This window comes from Streptomyces collinus Tu 365, from assembly GCF_000444875.1.
GTDB lineage: Bacteria > Actinomycetota > Actinomycetes > Streptomycetales > Streptomycetaceae > Streptomyces > Streptomyces collinus_A.
On record NC_021985.1, the window covers coordinates 8,196,309 to 8,218,316 of the forward strand.

Here is a 22,008-nt window from a genome sequence, read left to right on the forward strand (position 1 = left end):
GGAGGTGGTCGGCAATCCGACGCGGAGTGCTCCAAAATCAGTTCCGTTGCGCCTGAACCTCGTACGGGTTTCGGGGCTTTGGAACTCTTCGACACAGACAGCGTGCGCTAGCGGCAACGGGCGGCACATCGGGTCCACGCCCCAAATTCCAGTCCGCTACACCCCACGAGTTACGCGGCACACCCTATGTGCTGCCCACCGCATCCGACGGTTTCGCCTGGTACGCCACACACATCGCACATCTGCTGGCCGCCTGGCCTCATTCCGACCGGATTCCGATCTTTTGCACCTGCTCGGCACCAGGAGGGAGAATGACGGGTGATGGACTTGCTGGAGCGAGAGACCGTGCTCCAGGACCTCGCCGGTCACCTGACGGCAGCCACGAGCGGCCCTGGACGGGTAGCGCTCGTGCGCGGCGAGGCCGGTATCGGCAAGACCACCGTCGTCGAGCATCTGGTCGAGCTGGCCGATCCCTACGTCCGGGTCCTGGTCGGGGCCTGTGACCCGCTGGCCACCCCGCGCCCGCTGGGGCCGCTCATGGACCTGGCCCCCGATCTCGGCGAGGCGGTGGGCACCGCTTTGAGAGGAGCGGTGGCCGGCGCGGGCCATCCTGGTGAGGTTTTCGAGTGCCTGCTGGCCGATCTGAGCGGCAGGCCCAGCCTCCTGGTCATTGAGGACGTCCACTGGGCGGATGAGGCCACCACGGACCTGCTGAGCTACCTGGCCCGACGCCTGCCGACCGTTCCCGCGCTGGTGGTGGCCACCTACCGCGACGACGAGATCGGCCGCACCCATCCGCTGACCATGCTGCTGGGCACCCTGGCCGGGTACCGGTGGGTGTCCCGCCACACTCTGAACCCGCTCAGCCGCGGGGCCGTGGCCCGTCTGGCCACCGGACATGCCATCGACGTGGAGGATCTGTACCGCGTCTCCGCCGGCAACCCGTTCCTGGTCACCGAGATCCTGGCCACCCCAGCCGGCAGCCTCCCCGTCACAGTGCGCGAAGCCGTCGCCGGCCGCATGGGCGGCCTCTCAGGCCCGGCGCGCAACATCACCGATGTACTCGCCGTCCTGGGACACCGGGCTCACTGCAGCTTGTAGCCGGCATGCTGCCGAACGCAGAGGACGCCCTGGAGGAAGCCGTCGCCAGCGGCATCCTGCGCACCGACGGGCACACCATCGAGTTCCGCCACGAGCTGATCCGGCTGGCGGTGCTGGATGCCGTCCCCGCCCCCCGCCGCCTGCAAGTACACCGGCAGGTGCTCGCAGCAATGCGGTCCGGCGCCGTAGCTTCGGCTGATCTATCTCTGCTGGCGGACCACGCCGAAGCAGCCGGCGACGAGACCGCGGTGCTTGAGTACGCCCCTGCAGCGGCGGCTCATGCGGTCACACTGGGCGCGCACCGGGAGGCAGCGGCTCAGTTCACCCGGGCGCTGCGGTACGCCGGCGGCTTGCCGCCCGACCGGCAGGCCGCTCTGTGGGAGGGCCATTCGCTGACCTGTTTCCTGGCCCGTCACCTTGAGGAGGCGATCGCTTCTCGCCGGACGGCGGTCAAGCTGCGTCATGCGCTGGGGGACAGGCAGAACGAGGGCGAGGACCTGCGCTGGCTGTCGTACATGCTGTGGCCGGCCGGGCGGAGCACCGAGGCCCTCGACACTGGCCTGGAGGCTGTGCGCACGCTCGAAGAGCTGTCCCCGAGTGCGGAGTTGGCCAGGGCGTATTTGAACCTGTCGATGCTGTCCGTCTACGACCACAAAGGGGCAGAGGTGGCCTACGCCTATGCCCAGAGGGCGATGGACGTGGGCGGGGGGCTCGGTGATGCGGGGCTGGTCGTCCAGGCGCAGTTCCACCCTGCAGCGGCACGCATGCTCTGCGAAGGCAGTGGCTGGGAGGAGTGCGAACGAGCGGTGTCCAGCGCGATGGCGCAGGATCTGCAACTCGACGCAGGCTTCATGGCGATGCTCATGTGCTGGTACCTCCTGCTGCAGGGGGACAACACTCGAGCTGCGGCCGCAGTACAGCGGTCGGAGGCCTACTGCCTTGAACACGAGCTGTTGACCTTCCTCTATTGCACGAAGGCCATGAAGAGTTGGATGCTGCTGAATGAGGGCGCGTGGCATCAGGCCACCGACGCCACACACGAGGTGTTGTCCCATCCCCTCTCACCACCGATCGACCGGGCCATAGCCCTGACCGTGCTGGGCCTGGTCCGGGCTCGCTGCGGCGAGCCTCAGGTATGGCCACCGCTGGAGCAGGCAGCAAGCCTCGTCGACGCCAACTGCCTGCGCGACATGGGACTCGGATGGGAAGCCCGGGTCGAGGCGGCCTGGCTGGCCGGAGACGACGAGCGCGCGCAGGCCGAGGCACAACAGGGATTGGCCGCACTGACAGAGCGCGCCCACCCCTGGCTGACCGGTGCCCTGGCCTGCTGGATCCATCGCGCCGGGGGCACACCCCCGCCCGTGCCGGCGGTCGGACCTTACGCGCTGGAGCTGAACGGAGACAGCACCGCTGCCGCACGGCTGTGGGAAGAACTCGGCTGCCCCTACAACGCCGCCATGGCCCGCCTTTCCGCAGACGACACCGCGCTGCGCCAAGGCTTGGCCGACTTGGAGAGACTTGGCTCCCGGCCCGCCGCAGCTCGCGCCCGCGCCGTCATGCGTGTGCGCCCCGTCCGCTCCGGCCCGCGAGCGGCTACTCGGAGCAACCCCTATGGACTGACCAACCGGGAAATGGACGTCCTCAAACTGCTGGGTGACGGCCTGTCGGACGCAGATATCGCCGCCCGGCTCTACATCACGCCCAAGACCGCCGGACATCACGTGGGCTCAGTCCTGGCCAAACTCGGCGTCCACACCCGCCACGAAGCCGCCCGCAAGCTCGACCGTCCCGAGTACCGGTAGGACTTGCCGTTCCCCTTGAGACGGCAGTCCCGCAGGACCTTCCAGTTCTTCAACGGGACAGCGCATGTTCCACCCGCGCTCGGGCCCTGCGGTGGACGGTGTTCTCCGCCTCCTGCTGCGCGCTCAGACGCTTCTGGCCGCGCCGTTCGCGGTGCGGGATGAGCAGGCCGGTGCCCTGGTGGCCACCACCTGCGATCACCGGAGCTCCGCGGCAGGCCCGGTCGACACCGGACTCGGCAAAGGCCCGGCAGTCGTTGCGACTACCAGGTAGCGGGATGCCGATCGCCACAACCAGGCGGCTGTTGGCATCGATGACGACCTGCAGATTGGTCGAGTACCGATAGTTCTTGCTCGAGGCGGCGATGCTCCGGTCACGGGTCGGCACCAAGGTGCCGTCGACGATGTAGACGGTGTCCTTGCGCGGCCGACGCGCCGGCGAGATCGCCAGCAGGGGTGCGAGGTGATCGAGGATGCGGTCGGCCCCGGACTTCGAAACCCCTAACAGCGGCGCCACCTGCCGCAACGTCAGGTTGGTCCGCCAGTACGTCGCCACCGCAAGACCCCGTCCGCCAGCGGCAGCCGCCACGGCCTGCCTCGCTGAACGTCACCTCCACGGCGCCGCACCAACGCCACCAGCTTGCCGAACTGCACCTCGGTCAACCCGGAGAACGGCTCGATCCACTTCGGATCATCCGCTGAGATCACCCCACCCATGACCATGGCAACGCACCAAGTGCCACACCGGGTACGGGACAACCTCTGGTGATGGCTGTTCGTCAGTTGTCGACTGCCACAGTTGCGGCGAGCGGCGACTGCTGTACACCATCAGGTGCCCTGTCTTAGTCATTCCTGGGCATGACGCGGCCCATCCTCGTACTGGACTACCTTCGCGCGGGTTAGAAGATCCGTTCGAAACGGGGAGGGTGCATGACCAGCACACTCAAGAAGTTCGTCACCACCACGTCGGCGTCGGGCCTCCTGGCCGCAGGCGTGGTACTCGGCGCCACGGGGGCGGCCCAGGCCGCCCCCGGCGGTCCGTCCGGCTGCACGGCGTACGTCTCGCACACCGACATCCACACGGCTGTGGGCTGGTGCACGTCGGGCAGCGGCACCTGGAACGTCCAGGCCATGTGCGCCGGTCCGGGCAGCACGCACGGCCCCTACAAGGGAGACCCCGGCTACCGCACCCGCGGTATGGAGAAGGCGGCGACGCTCAACTGCGGTGGCGGCTACCCGACCAACCTGAAGGTCGTCGACATCAAGAGCTGAGTCTGGAGCGTGCCTCTTCAATGAGTGGTCAGTTGACCGGACGGACCTGTCCGGCAAGCGATCACTGATGCGATTGCGGGACCGGATCGCGCCGCTGATATCGGCCGATCCTGTTCCGCAGTCGGACGACGGCGCGAGCGCTTCTGGGCCGTGGAGTTCCAGGAGCCCTGGGGTTGCATCGCTCTGCCCCCGGCTCGGCGTGCGAGGGGGCCCGCGCGTTCTGGAAGCCGATGTCCCAGAGGGGCACGTGAACGGATGGCGGTTCCCGGCCGGCGACCGCCGAGTGGTGGGACGCAGCTGATCGCAGCTCAGCAGGCCGCCGACCACACCCGCCGCAGATTGGAACAGCTGAGCTGTGACGAGGAACGGCGGCATCAGCGCAGTGCGTGGTTCGAGGCGGCAGCACGCGCACAAGCAGCAGTCACCCGGTACGCACAGACGAAGCGACTCAATCGGTTCGAGGTGGAACAACGCGTCCGCCGGGCTGCCCGCGAGGAAGCCGGACTGCAACGACCGGGATGTCCGCCTCCCGATCCTCGTCGAGACCGCGAGGCGATCATCCCGTTGGGTCGATGCCAGGATGTCAGTCGGTCGACGTACGGGGCATTGAACGGGGTTGCAGTGGCGGGGACTTCGGTCGAGGCAGTGGACGCGGTGGACTGGAGCCGGTTCCGGACGGGAGTGCCGGAGCACCATCCGGTCAAGGAGGTCCCGCGGGCGCTGAGCCGCCTGGTCTGGCGAGGCCCGGCGGCGACGGATGAGGACTGCGACCCGCTGTACTTCTGCCTGTTTGCGCCGGGAGGGGGGCTGCCGTCGGCCGCGGCCGCGGCCCTGCCGTTCCTCACGGCGCTCGCCTCCGACCCCGCCAACGGCGCACGAGTGACTCTCGTCGAACTGCTCGGCGCCCTTGACGGTGCGGCGCGCGAGGCCGGTGAACAGGGCACCCACGGAGCGTGGCGGGAGCAGTGGCGGCGTCAGGGCGACAAGATCGCGGCTCTCCTCGCGGACCCCGCGCCGAGCGTCCGGCGGGCCGCCCTCCTCCTCGCGGACGACGACGCGCTGCTGGAACGGTGGCACGCCGAGACGGACCCGGCCGTACGCCTGCCCCTCCTGCTCAAGCTGGGCACCCGCGCCGCGACGGCCGCCGACGTGCCTGAGACCGAGTCGCTCGGCGGCCGGCACCGGTTCGCCGGTGCGGTGGAGGCGGTGCTGAGTCGGGTGCTGCGCGGCGACGAGCCGGTGATGAAGGTGGCGGCCGTGATCGCCCGGGCGTCCCTCGACCGCGACGCCCCCCTCCGGCATGTCGACCTGCTGCTGGACGTCCTCGCCGATCCGGCCCTACGGCCCCGGTTCGAGCGGATCTGGTGGCTGCCGGACGTCGAGACCCCCTTCGCCCGTGACGACGTCGCCGCATGGGTGTCCGGTCTCCTCGACCACGTCCCTGTGGCCGCCCTGTCGTTCGTGACCCGGCTGGCTGAGGCGGCGGAACGCACCGCGGATGACGGGCTGCGCCGGGTTGTCCTGGACGAGGCGTGGCGGCACCTGGTGCTGCGGCGTTCCGCGGCACCGACGGTGCTGCCCCTCGCGGCACGGCTGCTGGACTGTGCCGACGACTGCGTGCGGCTCAAGGCCGCGCACCTCATCGCAATGCTCGCCCCTGACTCCGGCCCGTACGCCGACCGCCTGGCGGCACTGCTCGACGATCCCGGGACCGACGAAATCTCCTGGATCGAGGGGACCGTCGGTGACTTCGCACGCTGGGCCTTGGTCCGGCTGGGCGACCCCCGCGGCCTCCCCGGCCTGGTCGAGTCGCTCTGGGCGCCCTACCGGGAGCAGTTCGGGCGCAGCTGGGTGGCGGGCGATCCGCGCCGGCCGGAGATGCACGAAGTCCTCGCGCCGCTGCGCGAGCACGCAAACGTCCTGCTGCCCGCGCTGCTGGAGGAGGTGCGGCAGGACCACGAGCGGCACGGCGACCACGGCGAGATCATGGGCACCTTGCTGCACGTCGCCGAGGAATGGGGGCCGGACGCGCTGCCCGTGCTCCCGGTCGTCCTGCCGCTCCTCAAGGACACGCGGTACTCGCTGCGCGTGGTCGACGTGCTGCTGGCGATGGGTCCCGGTGCCGCCTCGACGGCCTCCGCCGTGCGCGACGCGGTCGTCCTCGACCACCCGGGCAACCACCAGAAGATCGCGTGGGCCGCGTGGCGCATCGCGGGGGGTGACGACGGCACCGCCCTGCGACTCCTGGGCGAGGCGGTGCACGACGAGCAAGCGTCGCCGTACGGGCCGGTCCTCCTCCTGTCCGACTTCGGCCCCGCCGCCGCGGCGCACGCCGGACGGGTGCGTGAGGTCATGGAGAACACCGAGTACGGGAGGGCGACGGCGGCGGTCGCCCTGTGGGCGATCACCGGCGATCCCCGTGCCAGCCTGGCGGTGTTGGAGCAGGTCGTCGTGCCCTTCACCGGGGACGACGACCGCTATGGCGACCTGGCCGAGGCACTCCGCGGTTTTCTGCGCATCGGTACGGTCACGCCGGCCGCACGGCGGGCACTGAGCCTCGTCGAGGCCCGCGATGAGCGGCTTTCCCACTACCGGGACTACCGGGCCGTCCTCGACGACCAGGAACTCCGCTCCGTCATCGCCGCGGTGCTCACGCTCCCGGATCGTCATCGCCGGCATCGACACCTACCTCCGCTTCGCCGAGGCATGTAACCGCCTCGACCCGGAATCCGGGCCACGCAAACCGGCCAGCCTCCCCCAGCTCGCCTACCTGGCGGCGAGTCCGCCGTCGACAGCGAGTCCGGCGGTGGTACTTCACGGCCGAGCGGCTGCCATGGGGCTGTACATCCCCAGCTGGCTCACTGCCGCGAAGACGGCACATCGCCCCTCGAAGGCGCGCGAGACCAGGGGCTCGTCCCAGACGCGGTTCGCCATGGCGGCGAGGTGGATGCCCTGGCTGCCACGTGGCCGCTGCCCCCGCTCCCTCGGGGAGCGAGGACGCGGGGGCGGCGTACGGATTACTGCACGTCCACGAAGTCCCCGGTCGCCTTGACGGCCGGGGTGGTGGAGGTGCCCGCGAAGTTCCAGCGCCAGTAGCCGTCTTCCGACGCGGGGACCGTGGTCGTCAGGCTGCCGGTGCTGGAGGTGTACACGGTCTTGACGGTGGTGTAGGTCGTGGTGCCGGCCTTGCGGAACTGGAGCTTGACCGGCTGGTTGGTGTAACCGCGGTAAGCGAGGTTGTCCCAGTCGGCCCGGGTGAGCTTGCCGGTGACGGTGAGGGTCGCGCCCTTGGCGACCGGCTCCGGGCCCGCGTTCGCGGTGAGCTTGGAGTACCGCTGCAGGCGGGTCGTGGTGTAGCTCGCCGCCTGGGTCCAGCTGTCGTCGTCGGCCACCCCCTGCACACTGACCTTCCACGTGCCGGCGTGGGCGTTGGCGAGCGCGGTGCCACCGTACCGCCAGTCCGGCTCGAGGAAGATCGTCTGCGAGCAGGTCGAGGTGGTGGCGCTCGATGCGACGCAGTCCGCGTGGTAGTGGAACTGCTGCGACACGATGCGGTCGTCGTAGGCCTCGTAGGGGTTCGCACCCTCCGGTCCGCGCCACAGGACGAAGTCCGCGTCCTGGATGCCCGACGGGTGGGTGAAGGTCCCTGACACCGTGATCGTCTTGGAGTCGAGGCCCACCACGATGTTCTTGCCACCGTCGAAGGAGACGTCGCTGATCTGGACGTCCGTCTGGGTCTCGCCCGCGTAGGCACCGGGGACGACGAAGCCGGTCAGCGCCGTGACGGTGCTGAGGACGGCGAGGGCGGCGCGCTTGCGCATGCATCTCCTTCACGAAGAGGGAAGCGGGAGTCGCCGGGCAGGGCACGGCGGGGCAGTCGAAGCCGGTCGGGGGCCGGTGACGGGTTTGATCCATTACGGGATGCGGCCTGCCGCATCCCTCGGCGGACATCGGCGTGCTGCACGCGGTGTCACCCTGCTCCCCCGGCTCACGGACTGCTCGAAGTACCAAGCGCGCCTGGCCGTCCGAACGTCACCCGCTCGGCATCCGAAGCCGGGACCGCTCGGTGGCAGCCCGAGCGGTCTCCGGGCCGCCGGCGTGCCCGGAAGCCCTCCGCGTCGGCATCGTGAGCACGGCCGGAGAAGCGGCACCACTACCTTCGCTACCTGGCCCCAGGCGCCTCGTGTCCGGGCGAAGGCACACCTTCCGCATATGGTTTTCAGCCCCTGACCACCGAGAACGCCACCCTCAAACACCGCGTCCACCAACTCACCCGCGAACACCGAACCCTGCAAGAACGCCTCGAAGGCGCCCGTTCAAACCTCCGCTTCGCCGACAAACGCATCGCCGCTGGAAGCCGAACTTCTGGAGCGCCCGAAGGACTAGGCGCTCCAGAACGCCTCAGTACCACTGCCGACCTCGAAGTGCCACCAACCCTCGTCCTGGCCGCGGACCAGCAGCCGCTTGAGCGCCGCGAAGTCAGTGCCGCTCGGCACGTCGAACGCCACCATCGGAAATTCGGCGCTGAAGACCTCGCCGCCGAGTCGAAAGTCCGAGAGGCGCTCGTGAACCTTCTCGGGGCTGCGGCCCAGCGGCCCGGACGGGATCGGCACCACACGGACAGCGCAGTTCCCGGAGGTGCTGATTCGCCCGGTCGCCCAGTGCAGTCCATCGTCGTCCGTTCGGAAGCGGACGACGTCCCCTTGGGCGACACCGTCCTGGAGGAACGGGACGTTGTCCACGCGGGCAGTGTCCGCGCTGAGCCTCGTCGCCCACAGGCCCTCAGTGTCCTGCGGGAACCACCCCTCGCGAGGAACGAACCGGAACCAGACCTTGATCCGGTCCCCGACGATCTCACGCTCTGACGCACCGTTCATGGGACACATGTTCTCCGGTGCCTGAACGTCCTCTCAGGCCAGGGTGCCCCTGGTCCCGGCCGTACGGGTCAGCGCCCCCGACCAGCCCGGGCAGTGTTGGAGGGTGGTCGACGGACTGGGAGGCCAGCCTGCCGCACTACACGTCCGTAGCACGCGTCTCCGGCCTGGGCCACTACGTGCAGCGTCGCCTGTGGTGGACCTCCGCCCAGTCTGAGCGCGCACAGAACGAGCACGACCGCAGACGCCAGGAGCAGGCCGAACGGGCGGAACGGGCCGACAGAGTTCGTCGGGAGGCCGCGGACCGCCGCGCCGCACGCCAGCAGCAAGAGCTCCAGCGCAGGCAGGAACTCCAGCGGCGCCGCCAGAGGCACCTCATGCCGGCTCCCGAAGACGAAGCGACCCGGCGCGCCCAGGCACAGGAGCAGCGGCGCTTGGAGCAGGCATGGCGCCGGCAGCGCGAGCAGGAGGACTCTTTCCCTTCCCCCACACGTAGGTGGCGACCAATGCCTCTCGGAGCGTCTCGCGCGCCAGCGTGTTGGCGACCATCAACGTCACCTGCGCGCGGCTGACCCGGGCGCCCCCGGTGAAGGAGTGGGGAGCCAGTGCCGAAAGCCAGGGGGTGATCCCCGGCTGTGACGCAGCTCCTGTCGCCCCCGGGGGAGGCCGCCGTACCGTTGTCCGCACCTCCCCGCCCGGGCGCGCAGTGCCCGCGACCGGATCACCCACACCGGAACACCCAGGACAGGCGGGCATACGCACAGGACGGTCCACCATGCCCACCGCGCTCTCGCCCGTCATCGCCGCCTCCGCACGCTGGCTGCTGGCGGCCTTCCCCCCGGCCACCGGCCCACTGAACCAGGCCCTGGCCGAAGCCCAGGCAGGCCATGCGGCCACCATCGCCGCCGCCCTGCGCTACCCCACCGCGCTGGACGCCGAACTGCTGGACCTGCTCGGCCCCGGCGGCTCCGGCCGGCTGGACTTCGTCACCGGCGCCGACGCACCCCCGCTGACGGACGCCACCCACGCCTGGCGCACCCAGGTCGACGAGACCGTCGTCAGCTGGGCGGCCTGCCTGCTGGCCGACGCCGACCTCGCCGCCCTGGCCGCCGCCTGCCTGGCCGCCACCCACCACGGCCCCGACAGCGTGGGCGACGCGCGCCGGCTGACCATCCCCAGCCCGCGCGACCACCGCGCGGCCCCCCTGCTGCGCCACCCGGACTTCCTCGGCCCGATCGCGGACCTCCACCGCGAGACCCTCCTCGGCCTCCTCGGCGCCGCCCCGGCCGTCACCGCCCCCGAACCCGGGTGACCACCGAGCCCGTACGACCCCAGGCAGCCGACAGGCAGCCGGCCACCGCCGGGCCGCCGCGGTCCGTCGCGCTCAGGGCGCCTTGCACAGAGCCGGGAAACGCGGAGCGACCCAGGGCTGGGTGGTGCCTGCTGGAGGCGCTGCCCGCCAGCCGGACATCCGCCGACGCCGCCCGGCTCCTCACCGTCCTCTGGCGCCTGTCCCTGAGGCGTACGCGTACTGTCCCTGAGGCGTACGCGTACCGCACGGAAGATGGACGCAATGCGTGCGTTCCGGATCTGACAGCAGCGTCCGCGAGGCCCGCCCGGCAGCGCCTACTCGCTCCCGGGCGAGGCCGGCGCCTGCGCCCGCCGCGTCTCTCCGCCCGGTGACCGGCGCCGCGACGGCCCGGCCTCGGCCGCTCGCCGACACCGTGGAGTGGCAGCGGGCCTCAGCGGCGCGCTGACGCGGCACGGCCGTGCAAAGTGATCCCCGCAGCCGCACCGCGACGCCGCGCTGCCCGCTGCGGCTCGGCCGGAGCAGCGGGAGAGCGCCGGGGCCGACCTGCGGCGCCTCGAGCGATCGGAGGAGAAAACGTCGGTGGGCCCACTCTCAGACCTCGTGGATCAGCTTCGCTCCGGGGCACGGGATCGAGCTGGTACGCCACGATCTGGCCGGTCCACCACTGGGCCGCGGTCCATCGCGCCCTTGGGCATGTCTCAGCGCGTGCTGTGGGGCCCTGCCCCTGCGTGGAGGGGGAGGGTGATGGACTGCCATGGTGGGGTCGCGGTGCCGCGGACGGTGCAGTCGTTGTCTGTGGAGGTGATGGAGCGGTAGGCCGTCGTGAGCGTGGGGTTTCGGGGTGGTAGATCCACGTCCACGGTTTGCCAGGGCGCTGTCTGCCAGGGCGCGTGGAATTGGGCGGCGGGGCCGGTTGGGGCGTTCATGGCGGTGAAGAGGAGGTCGCCTTCGGTGCACAGTGGCAGATCGCCGATGTTGATGGATTCGGTGCTGTCGCGGGGGTCCGATTCGCCCTCGATCCATGGTCCGGCGGCGGTGATTCCCCGGAAGGCATCGACCGCGGTCTGGGCAGCGGTGGCTCGCGGCCAGCGAATGATGATCCGATCGAGCATGTCCAGCGGCTTGGCACCGACGACTGCGAAGAGCAGCAGGCGGCCGCGGTCGTTGATATGCCCGGCCGGCCGGTAGGTATTGCCGGCCGTGTCGGTCACGGTGACCGCACCCGAGCTCGCGCCGGTGAGCGCGACGGTGACGATCAGCGTTTCGCCGCGGGGGACTGCGTGCAGCACCCACAGATCGGCCCCGATGGTCGACGGCGGACCGTAAGGAGGCCTGGAGTCGTTGTTGCTGATCCGGGCGGCATAGGCAGCGCTGCTCGTGGTCCGGAAGACGCGCGGGCCGGGGCGGGACGGCAGTGCGGGTGGCGAGCCCTGATCGGAGGAGAGTGCGGTGACTGTCAACAGCGCGGTGAGCAGAGTGCCGTAGCGTGCCGCGGTGCGTTTCCGGCGTGCGTGTCCGGCCCGGTGGCCGGCTGCCTCTGCCTTTGGGGGCATGGCCGGTTCGTCTGGCGGGACGACTGAGGGATGCGGATCGTCACGGTCGATGGGTGCCATCGCGGCGGGAGCGGTCGGCAACTCGGCGTCGGCGCGCCCCGGTCGGGCCGGCGGCAGCACATGGCGGGCAAGTCGAAGGAATTCCTCGTGCTCGTCCTCTGGCAGGCCGAGGGCCGTGGCGAGTAGCCGTACGGTTTCCCGGCGCGGCCGGGCAACCCTGCCGCGCTCGAGGTCACGGATGGCCCTAACGCTCAGTCCCGAGCGTTCGGCGAGTTCCTCCTGCGTCAGCCCGGCCCCGCTGCGCCGGGCGCGTAACAGCGCCCCGAATCCGCCCTCGCCCATCACGCTCCCGCCGGATGATCTGGACCTGCGCAGGCGAGTACACCACAGGGGTATCTGCCGGGAAACTGCCGGTGCTTTCTTCCGGCCGTTCTGCCTGGTCACCACCGTGGGGGGCTCCGGATGATCGGCACCTGAAGCCCTCGGCCAGCCTTGACCGTCACCTCACCCCGGGCCGCTGCAGAGGGCACAGCCTCACAACGAGAGCGCGTCCACCACTCAGGCTGGCTCTACATCCCGGACGAAGAGGAGAAGATCATGAGAAAGACACTCGGCCGCCAGGGCGTCAAGCGGGCCGCCGCCACGCTCACCATCGTCGGCACGCTGCTGACCACCGGCGTCACCGTCGCCCAGAGCGCATCGGCCAACACCGGAGGCGGTGGCTGCCGGGACAAGGGCTACGCCGACGAGACCTACGGCATCGCTGAGTTGCCCTGCAGATGGGGGGACGGAAGCCGCGGCATATACGGGGAGATCAACTACAAGAATCCGAACAACATCAGCATCTTCCCGTGCGCCCAACTACTCAAGGTCAACTCCGACCACACCACCACCCAGGTCGCGAACTTCGACTGCTTGGGGAAATGGCTGACTTCGAACCGGGCCGACGGGTCGATCCAGTTCAATACGAAAACCATCGGCGTCTCGAACGGCACCTACGTCGTGCAGGCCGGCTACTGGGAGTACGACCCGAACGGCAACCTGGTGTACATCGTGGGAGCGCAGGGCAGGCAGGTCCAGGTCTTCGGATAATCGCTTCGGGGCCACACGTCGACCGAGCACGAACGGCGGCGCACCACGGGCCCAACGCCCAAATGCCGCAGTGGTGCCGCACTGACGACCGCAACGTGCCAACTGGCCCCTGACAATCGCTGATCGAGCCGCCGGACGCAGGCCGCGTCGCGCATGAAGCGGAGCGCGGCCGCAGAGCCTCCTCGCCACGCCCGCCGGTGATGTCGCCGGCCTTCCCCGAGCACGCGCACGCTCGGGGAACGCCGGTCCACGCGCCGGTTGTGCGGGCTGAGGTCGAACTACGCCCTGGGCAATCGGTCTCGTTGGCCGAACGACCGACCGCAAGTGCGAAGTCAGGACCGTCGCGGTGGCCGAGGCCGGGGACTCAGGCGCCTCCAGTTAAACGGCGAAAGAGCGACCTGGGCGACCACCGGGCACTGATCGCGGTCTCAGCCGCCTCGAATCGGTCCAAGGCAGACCAGGACCCGTCCACGTGGCTGCCGCCGAAGGAGCAGGCTTGCCGCAGGACCGGATGCGGCACGCGCGCACGACGTCTTCGGCATACGGGCGACCCCCTGGCGCAATCGCGTATGGGAGGCCGATCACGTCCAGGCACCGCTGCTGATCGATGCCGGCGGGGACCTGGTGGTGCGCCCATGGGTGACCTGATTCTGCGAGCGTGCCGCTTTCATCTGCGTGCGCACCGGCCGCTGGCCGAGTGCGGGAAGAGGTACTGAGAAGGACGACGGCCATCTCCCGCACCGCGACCGAACATCTCGCAGGGTAGCGGCGCGGACAGAGGGCCGCGCCGCCGACGGCTCACGTCTCGTCGCGTGGACATTGTCCTCGGCGAGCTGGTTCACGATCCGGGCTGTCGCCGAGTCGCACAGTCGAGATCCAGCCAAATCCAGGCGGGTAGGCGGGGGTTGTGTGTCGTTGTTGTGTAGGCGTCGTGTGCCGGATCGCCGTGGGGCTGGGCAGGAGTCGAGTTTCGAGGATCAACGGTCGACGGATGGGTGTTTTCGGTCAGGGCCACCTACCTCGCCTGGAACGTCTGTACGAACAGGTCGACGATTCTCTAGGGTGTGAGTCGCGCGCGGTGGAAACTGACCATTTACACGACGTGCGTGCATCAGTAAGCGACCGGGGGAACGCCGTCGCTCACGGGGGAGGGGCCGCGACATCATGCCGCCGTACCGGCCATCCGCATGCCTGAGTCTTCGCGCCTGACCAGCCGCTGATTGACCATCAGGCAGCACACGTCACCCTGCTCTTCGGCCGACCTCCGGCCCACGCCCCCCGAAGACGCAGAAAGGGATGCTTCGTGCACCCCAAACCGTGGTTCCGCATGCCCGGAACACGAAGAGCAGGAAAATTCACCTCCGCCGTCACCTCCGTGGCTGCACTGGCCGTAGTGGCCGGTATGGCCGTTCAGCCCGGGCTGACCCGCCTGGGCGTCGAGCCGGTGGCCGACTCCTATCCCTGGTACGAGGACACTGCTGCCGAGCAACTGCGGCAGGACGAGTGTCTGATGGCCGACGTGCTGCGGCTCGGCGGTCCGACGATGGCCACGACCGCCCAGGACGCTCTCAACCAGCCCGCGGACAAGCTGCACACCCTGGCCGACCGGAAGCACTGGGACCAGACGCCGCTCGCCGTCGCGTACAAGAAGGACCGCGACGCGGCGAGCAAGCAGGCCGACGACCTCGAGTCTCAACGCAGCGCGTGGGCTAAGCCGTTGGATGGCCTGGCGACTCCCGGCGGGTTCACCGTCACCGACTTCCATTGGCCGCCCGACGGTGAGCAGAGCTTCTATAACCAGACCGGTCTGAGCAAGTGGGTCGCCGACCGGTTCTGGCAGAAGGACGACGACTTCTACCAGGACGCCACTCCGGAGGCCGACGCCAAGACCCTCAAGGCCGTCGACGATCTCGGTACCCCGCTGTACGGCACGGACCCGGACCCCGCCGGCACGACGCAGGCTGAGTGGAACCGTGTGCTCGCCGAGCACGACGCCTTCCGATGGATGCACGGCGGGCCGGCCACGAACGCGGGAGCGGACGACGCCCGCCTCTTCCTCTCCTCCGGCGGTTTCCCGCGCAGCGCACCGCAGCCGGGCACGCCGGAGTACCGCATCGCCGTGGAGGACGTGAAGTCCCGGTTCACTGCATGCGGTTGGCGTGACCCGCTCGACCCGGACAACGTGCTGGGTGACATCACCGCCACCGCGGCCGACGAGTGGCAGCAGGAAGTCGCCTCCCAGGCCGTTCAGCGCAACCAGATCCTGGGGGCCAACAAGGACTCTGTCGATGCCCTGGCCAAGGGCGCTAAGGCGCTCAGCGACATGCTGGGCCACTCCTGGGTCGCCGATCACCTGACCCGCTGGCAGGACTACTGGCTGCCGGGCGGCCTCGGCTGGGTCGGTGACAGTCCCACGGTCATCGAGGTGCACGCCGCGAAAGGCAAGTGCCTCGACGTCCAGGGCGGCAAGAAGGACAACGGCACACCGGTCCAGGTGTACACCTGCAACGGCTCCGCGGCGCAGAAGTGGGTGCTCTACGGCAGCGAGGACAGCCTGCACCTGCAGAACGTCAACGCCTTCAAGTGCCTCGATGTGGCGGGGAACAACACGGCGAACGGCACGAAGATCCAGATCTCGTCGTGCAAGGACTCCCCGTCGCAGATATGGGCGTCCGAGCTGCGCGGCGCCACCAGCCTGAAGAACACGGGGACGGGCAAGTGCTTGGACATGCACACCTTCGACAACGGCAACGACGCCAAGCTGTACACGTGCAACGGCACCGACGCGCAGCAGTTCGACATCAAGCCGACCGGCCACGACGGCACGGACAAGCTCGACTACCCGGACAAGGCGCAGTTCGACAAGGCGAAGTCCGGTGTCGCCGCCGCCCAGGCCGGTGCGAAGAAGCAGCTGGCCGTGCTCAAGGCGCAGCTCGCCGTGGCGCAGAAGGCCGCCACTACCTCGGATTCGGCTGTGCAGGCCGCCTACGGCATCGCGGACACGAGCGGCGCGCCGCGTGGCCGCGGCCTGCTGGTTGGGCAGCAGAAGGCGCAGGTCACCAAGGGGGCTGTCGCCGCGCTGCAGGCGCTGGTGAAGGCTGGTGAGACCGCCGAGGCGGCTACCCGTGCCTCCGCCGGGGACAGTGAGACCATCGCGCAGCGTGGGCTGGCGCAGGCCGCGCAGGCGAAGGCGGAGTTCCGCAAGGAGGCCGCGAAGACGGCCGAGCTGCAGGCCAAGGCGGCCGCGGACGCGGCGAAGGTGCACCGGGACAACGCCAAGAAGGACAAGGAGACGGCGGAGGCCAAGCTCTCCGACGCGTTGAAGGCGGAGGGCGACGCGAAGGCCGCTGCGGCCGACGCGCACGCCAAACGGCTCGCGGCGGAGGCCGAGGAGAAGACGGCCAAGGCGGAGAAGGAGAACGCCGCCGCCAAGCGGGCTGAGGCCGCCGACCACCGCAAGAACGCCGAGAGCGAGGCGACCAAGGCCAAGGACGCCAAGGACAAGGCCGAGACAGCCGAGAAGACCGCAGAGGACCGGCGCGACGACGCGGTCAAGGCCAGCGACCACGCCAAGGACATGCGCGACGACGCGTGGGACGCCGAGCAGAAGGCCGACGCGGCCCGCGCCAAGGCCGACGCCAAGGACGCCTACGCCGACTCGCTCGACTCCGGGGACGCGGCCGACGCGGCCCGCGCCGCGGCGAACGACGCCGACAAGGCAGCCGACGATGCCGAAGCCGCCGCGACCAAGGCACGCTCCGAGGCCGACGCGGCCACGCAGGCGGCAGCCGACGCCGACGCCGCGGCCACCCGCGCCGAGGCCGCTGCCAAGCGCGCACGCTCCGACGCGGACGCCGCCCAGGCGGACAAGCTGAAGGCGGACGCGGCGGTGAAGACTGCGACCAGCGCGGTCGCCGACGCCATCAAGGCCTCCCAGGACGCCTCCGCCGAGGCCAAGACGGCCGTCAAACTCGCCGACGAGGCCGAGCAGCACGCCAAGGACGCCAAGACCCAGGCCGATGCCGCCAATACAGAGGCCGGGAAGGCACTCGCGGCCGCAGCGAAGGCCGCCGGTTTCGCCCATGTCACCGCTCAGGCGGCGGTCGACGCGAGCAAGGCGGCGAAGCAGGTCGCAGCCCCGGCCAACGACGCCGTCCAGCTCGGCTCGGCCTACGTCGACGCCGACTCGGCGGCCGGCCTGGTCGTGCTGACCGGTCAGGCGTCGAAGACGATCGCCGACCAGCAGCAGGCCGTCGCCGACGCGCATGCCAAGAACGCGGCGGCCGAGGCCCAGGCCGCCAAGGAACTCGCCGACCAGGCCAAGGGCGACGCGAAGGAGGCGTACCAGCACGCGGCCAATGCCGCCCAGTACGCGTCCGACGCCCGCACCTATTCCAAGGAGGCGCTGGGCTACGCGGCCGACGCGGCCAAGGCGGCATCCAAGGCCGCCGACTCACTGGCCCGCACCGTTCAGTACGACAAGCAGGCCGGCGAGGACGCGGCTGCCGCCGACAAGGCGGCCGGCAACGCAGAGGGCTACGCCAAGGACGCCCGCGACTCGGCCGACGCCGCCGAACTCGACGCGGCCGCGGCCCGCTCCGCGGCGTCCCAGGCCGAACAGGATGCCAAGGACGCCCGCGCGGCGGCCACCCGCGCCGACGCCGCAGCCACCGAGGCCGAACAGGCCGCCAAGGACGCCGACAAGTACGCCAAGGAGGCTCAGGCGGCCGCCGACCGGGCAGAGAAGGCGGAGGCCGATAAACGACGCTCCCAGGGGTCCGGCACAGGCATTCCCGGCGTGTTCGCCGTGCCCGATGAGTCCACCGTCGAGATCGTCAACTCCAAGCAGATCGGCACCTGCCCGGGAATGCCGCAAGCAGCCCTCAAGGGCTGCGACGCGGCGTACGACCTCGTCGTCACCTACGACGCCGACTTCTACCTGTGCACGGATGACGACGCGCAGGCCACAGCGGACGGCTGCCCGAAGTCGGCATGGCAGTTCCTTAAGCGGGCGACCTTGAAGAACGTCCCGATCGACAACTGGCAGCACCACTTCTCCGGCAAGGACATCGTCCGCGCCGGATGGCAGAGCCTTTTCGGAGACGTGGCAGGATCGATCCTCTTCTCGTTTTTCGCCGACGACATGATGGACTGCCTCCACGGCAGTGCCAGCGGCTGCGCCTGGAGCCTCGCCAACTATCTCCCGCTCGAGAAGCCTCTGGCCGCACTCGCCGACGCCGTCAGGACAGTGAACGCCTCCATGCGCACCGGCATCGGAGTCGCCGACGCGCTGAAGGCGCTGCGCACGCTGCACATGGACGCGGACGCGCTGGCAGGTATCGAGCGGTCGGCGAGACTCACCGAGGAGATGCGGACCGCCTGCCGGACCAACAGTTTCCCCGGTGCCACCGAAGTGCTCATGGCGGACGGGTCACACCGGCCCATCAGCCAGGTGGGTGTGGGGGACCTCGTCAGGTCCATGAACCCGGCCACCGGCCAGTTGCGGACCCGAGAGGTCACCGACACCTTCAAGCACGACACCCGGCGGCTGGTGGACATCACCGTTGCCGGCGGGGGGAAGCTAACCAGCACCGCCGGCCACAGGTTCTACGTGGTGGAACGCGGGTGGACGCTTGTCTCAGACCTGCATGTGGGGGACCGGCTGCGCACCCCGGACGGTTCCATCCGCCGGGTGACCGCCCTCCTCGACCGCCCGGACCTGTCTCCGCGTACGGTGTACGACCTCACGGTCGGTGATCTGCACACGTTCTTCGTGCTCGCGGGCGCCACCCCGGTCCTCGTCCACAACTGCAAGGTCGCCCTGGGGTGGCAGAACAAGGGGGCACTCGACGAGTGGGCCAAGCTCCCCGAGAACAAGTTCACCACCTTCTCCAACGTGTCCCCGCAGGATTTCGCCCGGTTGGCGGAAATGGCTGTCGCCGACCCGAGCGTCACGTTGCACGTCAACATGACTGGGCTGAGTGACCTCGGAGGCTTCATGGAAGCCGCCAAGCGCGGCTTGAGGGCGGGTGAGGCCGGGCATGCCACGGACTACGAGATGTCCATGATCGCGAGAGCTGTCGCCAACGGCCAACGCCCATGGGATTCCGTGAAGTTCTACTCCCCGTCGGGCCCCAACGGCGCAATGCGACTGGACCCGCCGACTGAGATGCCGGACCTGTCGGTGCTGGGGAAACTGGACCCTGTAAAGGGTTCGGTCATCGGATACTGCCACTGCTGAGGGACACGAAGAACATGAGCAACCCCGGGAAAGACCTGTACCCGGACGTGACCGCCTCGGGCGGCCTGGCTCTGGCCATGAAAGAGGCGGCGACGTCACGCGGATGCGACATCGGGCTCGCGCCCTGGGCGGTCGACGACTTCACCATCGAAACAGCGAGGGGTTTCGTGTCGGTTGGTGCCGCGACCGGGGAACGCCTCTTCCGTTTGACCGTCCACATCCCCGGGTTCACCTGGCACATCGGCTCAACAGATGATCTCGGGCAGCTCGTGGAGGCCATCGCCGCGTGGCGCGATGGCATGGCGTTCGACGAGTTGGCGGAAACGTTCGAGTTCATGACACTCGACGAGTTCGTCAGGGCACTCGAGAACGGAGAGCCGACCTCTTCGCAGTGGTCCGACCTTCTGTCGTCCGAATTCCACCGACCGCGCTGGAACCTGTTGCGCCGCCTCCGTGCGGATGAGGAACTGCGGAACACGTTCCCGACGATCACGCACGGTGCCGTGCGCCTGCGTGTTGATGCGATGGACGGAACGAGCCGTCAGGTTCTAGTGCACGAGGTGGACAGGGAACGATATGAGGTCAGGCGCGTCGGGGTGCCCGGGGACGACTGGACCGAGGTTCCGACCGGTGACCTGATCGCCTGCTTGCGAGCTGCCTTGCACGAGGAGTGATCTCGGGGGACCGGACGCCGAACCCCGCCAGGTGGTCCCTGGCGGGGTTTCCTCATGCGTGAGCCACCAGTGAGCCCGGATTCGACACCTCCACCCTGGTCGTCATGCCGGGACGTGCGCTTGGATGACCCACGTGGACCACTTCACGCGGACAGCGCCCAAAGCCGCCAGCCGCTCACCGTCCACACCACCGCAATCCTGCTCGCCTTCGGCGCTGACCCAGAACTGCGCGATCCGGCCGGGCACACGTCCCCTGGACGTGGCCGAGGAGTACGACCACCAGCCGGCGATCAAGCTGTTGACCCCGCACATCGGGCGGCGCTGAACGTTCCGCACGGCGGGACGCCATGCCCCATGCCCTGCTTCGCGCTCCCTTGCGACGGAACGGTCCGGCCGCCGGGCTCTTGCGGCCCGACGGTGGCGAAGCATGCTGCGGCCAGCCGCCGCCATCGGCGCCCGGCCACCGCCGCCGCCGAGCAGAAGGTCCCCCTGAGCGACGCATCCACCCGTGCCCCGGATGACTTCGGCACCTGGCTGAGCGAGCGAGGACCGGATGCCTACGCGCTGGCCTGAGTGAGCGAAGGGGCAGGTGCCGTCGGCGGGGAAGGTGCCCCGGTACCCACGGTGGGGGATAGCGGGATCGCCGGCCCCGGCGCCGATCTGACCCGCATGACGCTGCACGAGGTCACCCACGGCCGGCGCGAGACCCTGCACCGGTGGCTTCAACTCGACGACGGACACAACCTGCTGGCCATCGCCAGCGCCCCGGCGGGTGTCCTGCGTGAACACACCCCCGGGGAACTGGCGGCCGAGCTCCGACAGGCCCCGGACACCGACGACGCCCGTCTCACCGACGAACTGGCCGGCTGGCTGTAGCGCCGCTACGCCGACGCACCCCAGGGCCTGGACCTCGGATGGATCGCCGCGGCCGCCGCCTGGTCCTGTCACATGCGCGCGCTCACCGGCTATCCGCCGTCCTCAGTCCTGGGGGCGTGCCTGGAGCGTGCCGACGAAGACGACGAGGCCATCGAGGACCTCGTTGAGCAACAAAGCTGCGGTCAGGGCAGCAGTCTCGCTTCCGCAACAGGCCGAAGCCGGCCCGGCGACGCTTCCTGGGTCTGGACCATCCACGGGACCAGCGGGTCCTCTCGAAGGTCGGTGGCGGGGGAGACGTTCAAGACGATCACCGTGCTTCAGGTCACCTACCTCGGCTGACGTCGAGACGTGCATCTGGTGCGGTTAGCAGGACGTGCCAGACGAACCGTGCAGCGTCCTGGCCGGCCCGCGCCGACGTGCACGCTCAGCCGGTCGGGCCGGGCTCGAAGGTTGGGACGTCGGCGGGCGACAGGTCCGGGCGCGCCCGGTGCCAACGCGCGGGGTGCCGCCAGCGCCCTGCATTGTCGCGGGCGACGTCGACGCCGATCTCCACCACCAGTTCCGGCATCGCGAGGGTGACGTCCAGGCTCTCGGGCCCGGCTACACCGCGTCCGGGGCGCAGCCGCGCAGCGCGAAGGCGATCACCTCGTCCAGACCGTGCTCGGCGGCCTCGGGGGGCAGCATCCCAGCCGTCACCAGACCGGCGTAACCGTGCAGGACCGCGAACACCGGGACGCCGACGCGCTCCAGCGGCCCTTCCCGCACCTCACCCTGCCGCTGCCCCTCCTCGATCCCCGACACCAGCAGCGCGGACCAGCGTTCTGCCGCCGCCCGCAGGGCCTCGGACGCCTCCGGGTCATGCTTGATCGAGTACATCAGGTCCAGCAACGCCGCGTTCTCGAGGGCGAAGTCCACATAGGCGCGGACTATGACGTCCAGACGCTGCGCGAACGACGCGCCGGCCCGCCCGTGCGCCCCCTCGAGCGCCACGGCCAGCCGCTCGAAGCCGGTCAGTGCCAGCGCGTCCAACAATGCCTGCTTGTCCCTGAAGTGACGGCTCGGGGCAGCGTGGCTGACGCCCAGGTCGCGGGCGAGCTCTCGCAGCGACAGGGCGGCCGGGCCCTTCTCCCTCAGCGTCTCCTCGGCGCGGGTCAGCAACGCGGCGCGCAAATCTCCGTGGTGGTAGCTGCTTGGGCGGGTGTGCATGGGCATCA

17 protein-coding genes and 1 pseudogene are annotated in these 22,008 nt (G+C 69.8%); 11 read left to right on the forward strand and 7 right to left on the reverse strand.

Annotated features, from left to right (window positions below):
* The first annotated feature begins 321 nt into the window (after positions 1–321).
* Positions 322–1,101: an AAA family ATPase gene (locus tag B446_RS40625; RefSeq protein WP_237751096.1), complete on the forward strand. Its 780-nt coding sequence runs from the start codon at positions 322–324 to the stop codon at positions 1,099–1,101.
* Positions 1,102–1,106: 5 nt separating this feature from the next.
* Positions 1,107–2,903 (forward strand): helix-turn-helix transcriptional regulator, encoded by a 1,797-nt coding sequence (locus tag B446_RS35090; protein ID WP_237751095.1) that lies wholly within the window; start codon positions 1,107–1,109, stop codon positions 2,901–2,903.
* Here the strand turns inward: B446_RS35090 and B446_RS35095 are convergent.
* Positions 2,819–3,617, reverse strand: a pseudogene (locus B446_RS35095) (transposase). The gene B446_RS35090 and the pseudogene B446_RS35095 overlap by 85 nt on opposite strands.
* 213 nt (positions 3,618–3,830) lie before the next feature.
* Here B446_RS35095 and B446_RS35100 point away from each other — a divergent pair.
* Together B446_RS35100 and B446_RS39520 are read left to right on the forward strand one after the other, a co-directional pair.
* The gene (locus tag B446_RS35100) at positions 3,831–4,172 is read left to right on the forward strand and encodes a hypothetical protein (RefSeq protein ID WP_020937388.1); all 342 of its coding nucleotides are present in this window, start codon (positions 3,831–3,833) and stop codon (positions 4,170–4,172) included.
* Positions 4,173–4,793: 621 nt separating this feature from the next.
* The gene (locus B446_RS39520; protein WP_162473331.1) at positions 4,794–6,884 is read left to right on the forward strand and encodes a hypothetical protein; all 2,091 of its coding nucleotides are present in this window, start codon (positions 4,794–4,796) and stop codon (positions 6,882–6,884) included.
* Positions 6,885–7,189: 305 nt separating this feature from the next.
* Here the strand turns inward: B446_RS39520 and B446_RS35110 are convergent, their stop codons facing one another.
* The 3 genes from B446_RS35110 to B446_RS41220 all read right to left on the reverse strand — a co-directional run bounded on the left by B446_RS35110 (position 7,190) and on the right by B446_RS41220 (position 9,847).
* The gene (locus B446_RS35110; RefSeq protein WP_020937386.1) at positions 7,190–7,993 is read right to left on the reverse strand and encodes a hypothetical protein; all 804 of its coding nucleotides are present in this window, start codon (positions 7,991–7,993) and stop codon (positions 7,190–7,192) included.
* Between the two features lie 561 nt (positions 7,994–8,554).
* Positions 8,555–9,049 (reverse strand): DUF4265 domain-containing protein, encoded by a 495-nt coding sequence (locus B446_RS35115; protein ID WP_020937385.1) that lies wholly within the window; start codon positions 9,047–9,049, stop codon positions 8,555–8,557.
* Between the two features lie 372 nt (positions 9,050–9,421).
* Positions 9,422–9,847, reverse strand: a complete 426-nt coding sequence (locus B446_RS41220; RefSeq protein WP_420010345.1) for a hypothetical protein — start codon at positions 9,845–9,847, stop codon at positions 9,422–9,424.
* Between B446_RS41220 and B446_RS35120 the strand changes: the two genes are divergently transcribed.
* Positions 9,822–10,358, forward strand: coding sequence for a hypothetical protein (locus tag B446_RS35120; protein WP_020937384.1), 537 nt, complete (start codon positions 9,822–9,824; stop codon positions 10,356–10,358). The genes B446_RS41220 and B446_RS35120 overlap by 26 nt on opposite strands.
* A gap of 698 nt (positions 10,359–11,056) precedes the next feature.
* Here the strand turns inward: B446_RS35120 and B446_RS37780 are convergent.
* Positions 11,057–12,253, reverse strand: a complete 1,197-nt coding sequence (locus tag B446_RS37780) for a helix-turn-helix domain-containing protein (RefSeq protein WP_043474393.1) — start codon at positions 12,251–12,253, stop codon at positions 11,057–11,059.
* Between the two features lie 255 nt (positions 12,254–12,508).
* Here B446_RS37780 and B446_RS35130 point away from each other — a divergent pair, with 255 nt between their 5' ends.
* From B446_RS35130 to B446_RS36325, 6 genes are all read left to right on the forward strand, one after another.
* The gene (locus tag B446_RS35130; RefSeq protein ID WP_020937382.1) at positions 12,509–13,003 is read left to right on the forward strand and encodes a hypothetical protein; all 495 of its coding nucleotides are present in this window, start codon (positions 12,509–12,511) and stop codon (positions 13,001–13,003) included.
* Positions 13,004–14,405: 1,402 nt separating this feature from the next.
* On the forward strand, positions 14,406–19,244 hold the full coding sequence (locus tag B446_RS35135) for an RICIN domain-containing protein (protein WP_020937381.1): 4,839 nt from the start codon (positions 14,406–14,408) through the stop codon (positions 19,242–19,244).
* Positions 19,245–19,258: 14 nt separating this feature from the next.
* Complete coding sequence (locus B446_RS35140; protein ID WP_020937380.1) at positions 19,259–19,918, forward strand: hypothetical protein; 660 nt, start codon at positions 19,259–19,261, stop codon at positions 19,916–19,918.
* Positions 19,919–20,042: 124 nt separating this feature from the next.
* Positions 20,043–20,243 carry a hypothetical protein gene (locus tag B446_RS41225; RefSeq protein WP_420010333.1) on the forward strand — a complete coding sequence of 67 codons (201 nt, stop codon included), beginning with the start codon at positions 20,043–20,045 and terminating at the stop codon, positions 20,241–20,243.
* 299 nt (positions 20,244–20,542) lie between these two features.
* Complete coding sequence (locus B446_RS36320) at positions 20,543–20,794, forward strand: hypothetical protein (protein ID WP_020937378.1); 252 nt, start codon at positions 20,543–20,545, stop codon at positions 20,792–20,794.
* Positions 20,795–20,866: 72 nt separating this feature from the next.
* Positions 20,867–21,133, forward strand: coding sequence for a hypothetical protein (locus tag B446_RS36325; protein WP_020937377.1), 267 nt, complete (start codon positions 20,867–20,869; stop codon positions 21,131–21,133).
* An 85-nt stretch (positions 21,134–21,218) separates the two neighbouring features.
* On the opposite strand, the gene B446_RS35155 is transcribed toward B446_RS36325, so the two are convergent.
* Positions 21,219–21,362, reverse strand: coding sequence for a putative ATP-dependent DNA ligase (locus B446_RS35155; RefSeq protein WP_020937376.1), 144 nt, complete (start codon positions 21,360–21,362; stop codon positions 21,219–21,221).
* A gap of 32 nt (positions 21,363–21,394) precedes the next feature.
* Positions 21,395–22,000 carry a TetR/AcrR family transcriptional regulator gene (locus B446_RS35160; RefSeq protein WP_043476988.1) on the reverse strand — a complete coding sequence of 202 codons (606 nt, stop codon included), beginning with the start codon at positions 21,998–22,000 and terminating at the stop codon, positions 21,395–21,397.
* Positions 22,001–22,008: the final 8 nt, after the last annotated feature.